The organism is Oscillibacter sp. (assembly GCF_032060045.1).
GTDB lineage: Bacteria > Bacillota > Clostridia > Oscillospirales > Oscillospiraceae > Oscillibacter.
In genome coordinates this window covers 97,619-104,626 of sequence record NZ_DAMBZJ010000001.1, presented here as the reverse complement: position 1 = coordinate 104,626, position 7,008 = coordinate 97,619, and the positions used below count along the sequence as shown (strand labels likewise).

At 54.3% G+C, this 7,008-nt stretch carries 3 protein-coding genes and 1 other annotated feature; of the genes, 1 reads left to right on the top strand and 2 read right to left on the bottom strand.

Annotated elements, in window-relative coordinates; genetic code table 11:
• Positions 1-429 precede the first annotated feature (429 nt).
• Positions 430-2,628, top strand: a complete 2,199-nt coding sequence (locus RT018_RS00465) for a stage V sporulation T C-terminal domain-containing protein (RefSeq protein ID WP_312938554.1) — start codon at positions 430-432, stop codon at positions 2,626-2,628.
• A 55-nt stretch (positions 2,629-2,683) separates the two neighbouring features.
• On the opposite strand, the gene RT018_RS00460 is transcribed toward RT018_RS00465, so the two are convergent.
• Both RT018_RS00460 and asnB read right to left on the bottom strand, forming a co-directional pair.
• A complete protein-coding gene (locus tag RT018_RS00460; protein WP_312938553.1) occupies positions 2,684-4,774 on the bottom strand; it encodes a glutamine synthetase III in 2,091 nt (696 codons plus the stop codon).
• 71 nt (positions 4,775-4,845) lie between these two features.
• Positions 4,846-6,426 (bottom strand): asparagine synthase B, encoded by a 1,581-nt coding sequence (gene asnB / locus RT018_RS00455; protein ID WP_312938552.1) that lies wholly within the window; start codon positions 6,424-6,426, stop codon positions 4,846-4,848.
• Positions 6,427-6,494: 68 nt separating this feature from the next.
• Positions 6,495-6,736: a binding site (T-box leader), on the bottom strand.
• Between the last annotated feature and the right edge of the window lie 272 nt (positions 6,737-7,008).

Below are 7,008 nucleotides of genomic sequence, written 5' to 3'. Positions count from 1 at the left end.
ATACAAAGTCTGGAGTTCTTTTCGCAGAACCGTGTCCTGCCGCTCCTCACAGGTCAGCCAAACCTCTACCAACTTTTGATTGGAACTGACGCATATCTCCAATAGGCGCCGTCTCCTTTCGTAATATCGCGTGCGATGCTGCATTTTTGGTGTTAACGTTCCGCCTTTTGTGGTGAACGAAACCAGTGCCATGGTTTTTTCTGTAAAGGGCCTGCCGCCTTCGCTGCACCCAGTATCCCCATATTTTGGATGAATATTCCAGCACGCGTATCACTCTCGCGTCCATGTCACCTATGGATTTCTTTTTTTAAACAGCCGGATGAAACAGAAACTCGGCAGAGCCAATGCCCTGCCGATCTTTTTGCTTGCGTATTTCCCCAAGCTGATATACAATGTTATCTATCCATAACATTACGGATGTGATTTATATTGACAGAACGTTTTGACATTGCCGGCTATTGCCGAATTTCCGTGGATGAAGAGTTAGACCGAGACAACACCTCCATCGAAAACCAAAAGGCCATCCTTTCAGACTTTGTGCGCCAGCGCTTCCCCGGTTCCTCTATCTCCTTCTACGAGGACCGGGATCGCTCGGGCTATACCTTTGAGCAGCGAGAGGGGTATCAAACTCTGCGGAAAGAGCTGATGTCCCATCGCAAGGAAATTCTTCTTGTCAAGGATTTTTCTCGTTTTTCCCGTCGGAACAGCCGGGGTCTGGTGGAACTGGAGGATTTGAGAGACGCGGGTGTGCGCATTATCTCCATCGGGGACGGCATCGACTTTCCCAACGACGACGACTGGCTGAAAATTCAATTTCAGTTCCTCATCAACGAGATGCCTGTGACGGACACCAGCAAAAAGGTGAAGTCGGTCATCAGACGGCGGCAGGCGGATGCAAACTGGATTTGCGCCGCGCCTTACGGCTATGTCGTCAATAAGCAGAAATTGTTTGAAATCGTGCCCACCGAGGCGGATATTGTGCGTAGCATCTTTTCCCTTTATAACGATGGCTGGGGTTATAAAAAAATTGCCAATCATCTCACCGAACAGGGCATTCCCACCCCCCGCATGGCGGAGCGGGACCGCAAAGAGGCAGAGGGTGCAGAATACCGTCGGCAGGTGAAGACGGCGTGGAGCATTGTCACCGTGCAAGGTATTTTGGACAACGATTTTTATATCGGTACGCTGCGGCAGGGTAAATACGCCCGTAAAAAAATAAACGGAAAGGAATTGAAACGGAACGAGTCGGAGCATCTTGTGTTTGAAAACCACCATCAGCCAATAATTGACTACCGCACCTTCGCCACCACCATGGCTCTGCGGGAAAAACGCACCACATCCAACTACCGGGGCGTGAAGATCAACGACAACGTATACTCCGGGTTCCTTTTCTGCGGTGACTGCGGCTCCCCCATGTTTGCCATGAGCCGGCCGGATTTAAAGGATGCCTACCGCTGTGGAGAGTATCACAAGCGGGGTTTGAAGGCCTGTACCAGTCATCATATCCGGGTGGACCGACTGGACGAGGTGATGAAGGTCTATCTCCGTAAGGTGCGGGAGCACTCCACCGCCATGCTGGACCGGCTGAATGCGGATCTTGCCCGCGAACAGGAAGATGTGGAAGAAACAGAGCGCTCGGCAGAGCATCTGGGAGAAATTCTCAGAAACCTTCAGCAGGAGCTGAAAGCCACCAAGCGCCAGCGCATCCGGGACATTATGCGCCACCCGGAGCAGGAGGAAACCTTGGAGGAAACCTATGACGAGCTGGAGGGCGATCTTCTTGGCCGCATTGAGGGCCTGCAAACCCAGATTTCCATGACCGAGGACAAGCGCAACACCATTATTCAGGTAAACCGCGTCGCCAAAACCGCCTTGGACGTATTTGAAGACATTCTCAAAAAGCCCAAGCTGGAGCGAAATGATCTGGAACTGATGATCCATCGTATGAATATTTTTGAAGACCACATTGAAATTCAACTCAAAGCGGATGTAGACGCAATTTTGCAGTCCACTGGAACGGGTGTGTCCCTTGGGGCCGAAGAGGAAGCGGTGCCCGCCATGGCTCTTTCGGAGAGTACGGAAGCGATTATGCAGAGTGCCGAGCATCGCCTGCAAATCGCCCAGTCCAGCTTAAACCGGCCGGACAAGGTGTTTGATGTCAATCTTATCAGTGACGGCGACCCGTTAGAGATTTACACCAGCCGGGACGGTGAGGTCATTTTTAAAAAATACTCGCTGCTGGGCGGCGTGGAGGACTTTGCCGGCCAGCTTTGCGAGTCCGTCAGCAAATCCACCGGCGCCATCTGCGCTGTCACCGACCGGGACACTATTGTGGCCGTGGCCGGCGGCGGACGGCGGGAGCTGATGGGTAAGCACATTTCTCCGGAGCTGGAAGAGCAAATGGAGACGCGTAAGGTCTATCAGGCAGACCCGGCCCAGCCCACCATGCCAGTGAGCGACTCTGTTGAGAAGTTTCAGGTTTTGCTGGCGGCCCCCATTTTGTCAGAGGGCGATCTGCTGGGAGCCGTGGTGTTTGTGGGTCAGGGACCCCTGATCCCCGTCTCCGAAACGGAATATAAGCTGGCACAAACCATCGCCTCGTTTATGGGCAAACACATGGAGAGCTGAATCCAAAAAACTGCGCCGGGAAGCGAATTTGCTTCCCGGCGCGCGTTTATTACAATTAAATATAGAACAACAGGTCACTGTACACGGGGAAGGGCCAGTATTCCCGGGCAGTCAGCGTCTCCAACTCATCGGCTAGCTTCCTCGCGGCGATCATGTCGGGGAGAATGGTGTCATGGGCATAGTCCATGGCGGTTCTGGAATCGCCGTGTGGCTTGCTCAGATCCTCCTCCAACCGCTCTGTTGCCTCCAGCAGACCGTCGGCAAGCGTACCGATTTTTGCCGCAATGTCCCTTTCGTACCGATGAGCCGCGCCCATGGCACTCTTGTCTGCCGCGCGGCGACACAGCTCTCCGGCGTAGGAAGAGACCGCGGGAAGAATCTGCCGCCGAATCATGTCCGCCATAATTTTCCCTTCAATGGAGATGGTGGTGGCGTAGTTCTCAATGTGAATTTCAGCCCGAGCCTCAATCTCGCTCTTGGTGTAGATGCCGTGCTTGATATACAGATCCATGTTCTTCTGGGCGGTATAGGTTTTCAGTGCGTCGGGAGAGGAGGCCAAATTGGAAAGGCCTCTCCGCTCGGCTTCCTGAATCCATGCATCATCATAGCCGTTGCCGTTGAAAATGATGTGCTGATGCTCAGTAAACGTCTTGCGAATAAGCGCCTGCAGCTCAGCTGTACAATCTTTCGCCTTTTCAAGCTGGTCTGCAAACTGCTCCAGTTCCTCCGCCATAATGGTGTTCAAAGCGATGTTGGGCCCGGAAATAGACTGGGACGAACCCAGCATGCGGAACTCAAACTTGTTGCCCGTAAACGCCATGGGAGAGGTGCGGTTGCGGTCCGTGTTGTCCTGCCGGATGGAAGGCAGCACATCCACTCCCACCTCTAGCGTCCGCTTTCCAGCATCCGTATATGCGGTGCCGTTGATGATGGATTGCACCACTGCGTTCAGCTCGTCGCCCAGGAAGATGGACACCACGGCGGGAGGCGCCTCTTGCGCGCCCAGACGATGATCGTTCCCTGGAAAAGCCACGGTGGAACGCAGCACATCCTGATATTCATCCACGCCTTTGATAAATGCGGCAAGGAACAGCAAAAACTGGGCGTTCTGGCTAGGCGTGGAGCCCGGCTTGAGCAGGTTTTTGCCCGTGTCGGTGCCAAGGGACCAGTTGTCGTGCTTTCCGGAGCCGTTGACGCCGGCGAAGGGCTTTTCGTGCAGCAGGCAGACCAAACCGTGACGGTCGGCCACCCGCTTCATCATCTCCATGGCCAACTGGTTATGGTCGCAGGCGGTGTTGGCGTCGGTGAAAATAGGGGCCATTTCATGCTGGCAAGGGGCCACTTCGTTGTGCTTGGTCTTGGACAGCACCCCCACCTTCCACAGTTCCTCGTCCAGCTCCTTCATAAACCCGGCCACGCGGGGACGGATGGCCCCGAAGTAATGATCCTCCAGCTCCTGTCCCTTAGGGGGCTTCGCTCCAAACAGGGTCCGCCCGCAGAACCGCAGGTCTTCTCTCTGGGCATAGCCCTTTTTGTCGATGAGGAAATATTCCTGCTCCGGCCCCACCTGCGGTGTGACGCGCCGGGTTTCCGTGTCGCCGAATAGGCGCAGAATGCGCACTGCCTGACGGCTGACTTCGTTCATGGAACGAAGCAGAGGTGTCTTTTTGTCCAGCGCCTCGCCGGAATAAGAGCAGAAAATCGTGGGAATGCAAAGACTTCCGTCCTTGATAAAGGCAAAAACCGTGGGATCCCATGCGGTGTAGCCCCGGGCCTCGAACGTGGCCCGCAGTCCGCCGGAGGGGAAGGAGGACGCGTCCGGCTCACCCCGGACCAGCTCTTTGCCAGAGAACTCCATAACAATCTTTCCCCCACCGATGGGAGCCACAAAGCTGTCGTGCTTTTCCGCGGTGACGCCGGTCATGGGCTGGAACCAATGTGTAAAGTGGGTAGCCCCGTGCTCCACGGCCCATTGCTTCATCGATTCGGCAATCTCATTGGCAATGGAAATATCCAAAGAGGTGCCGTCGGTAATGCACTTTTTCCACGCGTTGTAAGACGCGGGGGACAGGCGCTGGCGCATGGTTTCCTCATTAAAAACAAGGCTGCCGAACAGCTCCGGCAGGGCGGTCGGTGTGGTAGTCATAGCATTCATCCTCCTGTTTTCTGTGTAATACGCCGATTTTATGGAAATCAGGGGCTGGGGCCCCGAATTGCTTACGTTCCGCTTTGCCCGTAGTTGGAGAGCACGCGGGCGGAGGGGTCTGTTACATTGCAGCCCTCCCACGCTTTGTTTGGCATCCAGAAATCCTTGATCATTTTGGCCTGACCGGGATACGCCTTCTCAAACAGGTCCCGGTACAGCAGGCTCTCCTTTGTAAAGGGCATGCAATAATCATACTTGCGCCGCTGCCGCTCAAACTCTTCGTCAGAATATACTGTCTCGGCATAGGCCTTCAAATCGTCCACCATGGAGTGACCCACCGCGTCGGAAAATGCCGCCTTCTCCCGCCACAAGATGCTCTCAGGAAGCAGATGGTCGTTTTCAAAGGCATGGCGCAGGAGATACTTCCCCATTCCATAGGTGTTTAATTTCACGGCGGGGTCAATGGCCATCACGTATTTCACAAAGCCCAGATCGCCGAAGGGAACGCGGGCCTCGATGGAATTGTCCGCGATGCAGCGGTCCGCCCGGAGTACGTCGTACATATAAAGCTCTTCAATCCGCTTCTGGGACTCCTGCTGAAACGCGGTAGCGGAAGGGGCAAAGTCGGTATATTTATAGCCGAACAGCTCGTCGGAAATTTCGCCGGTGAGCAGCACGCGAACGTCTGTCTTTTCATGAATTGCCTTGCAGCAGAGATACATGCCCATGCTGGCCCGGATGGTGGTGATGTCCCAGGTGCCCAGAAGGGAGATGACCTCCGGAAGCGCCGCAAGCACCTCCTCCCGGGTCATGTAGATTTCGGTATGGTCCGCGCCGAGAAAATCCGCCGCTTCCCGCGCGTATTTCAGATCAATCGCGTCTTGATCCATGCCAATGGCAAAGGTGCGGATTTTTTTCCCCAGAACCACGGAGCCGATGGCGCAAACCAAGGAGGAATCCAGGCCGCCGGAGAGAAGAAAGCCCACCGGCGCATCCGCGTCCAGCCGCTTATCCACGGCGGCGATCAGCCTGTCGCGGATTCCCCGGCAAACGGTATCCAGATCGCCCCGAACCCGAGAAGTTACTTCCGTAAGGTCCGCAAACCGGATAAACTTTCCGTAGGCATAATAGTGTCCCGGAGGGAATGGGCAAATCTCGTCGCACAGGCCCACCAGATTTCTTGCCTCGCTGGCAAATACAATCGCGCCGCTCGCGTCGTACCCGTAGAACAGGGGACGGATGCCGATGGGGTCCCGGGCGGCAATCAGTGAATCGGTTGCGGAATCATAGATAATCAGAGCAAACTCCGCATCCAGCCGGGCAAACATGGACAGCCCGTATTCGTGGAACATGGGAAGCAACACTTCGCAGTCACTGCCGCTTTTAAACGTATATCTCTGAGAGAGCTGTTTGCGGATGGGGCGAAAGCCGTAGATTTCACCGTTGCACACCGCCTGATCTTCTTCAAGCTGAAAGGGCTGCATCCCCGTCTCGTCCAAACCCATGATGGCCAGACGGTGAAAGCAGAGATAGCCGGACTTTGTTTCGGTAACACGGCTCATGTCCGGTCCCCGGTCCACGGAGCGGTTAAAGTAAGCTTTAACCTCTTCTTCCGTCAATTTTTTGCTTGAAAATCCCATAATTGAACACATAAAAAGCACCTCCGGATTTTGTACCTCTTCCTTGGAAGAGCGTATAAAAACGCAGCTATATCCTAAAATTTTAGGACGAATAGCTGCTATCCGCGGTGCCACCTAACTTACTGTAAAACAGTCACCTTCAAGGCTCCAACAAGCCCGTGCGCTTTAACGGTCGCAACTCGTCTTTCCTACTGGCAGGGGGTCCCGCGTTCAGATCGCAGCTCCGGAGTGTTCTTCGCGCGGACTCTTGTGCAGGCTTCCCACTGCCGCCTGCTCACTTTGACCGATTTTCCGCGGTACTTTTCTCCATCAACACCTTTGTTGATATGTTCAGTTTTTAAATAAAACCGCTGCGGTTTTAATGGAGCAAGTTTACCACCCCAAAGCGCGGCTGTCAACGTCAAATTAAACGAATATTCCCGGCAGGCTCTTGCATTTTTGCTAAATATTGCGTCATAGTCTCCGGGAATGTATGCTATACGGAGGACATTTGTCGCTTTATCAAACATTTTTTGCAGCTCCGGTCCACAAAAATTCTTTGACGGCGATAAAAATCTCTAACGGCGGGCCGCGTTTCGGGACATTTTCCCAAGG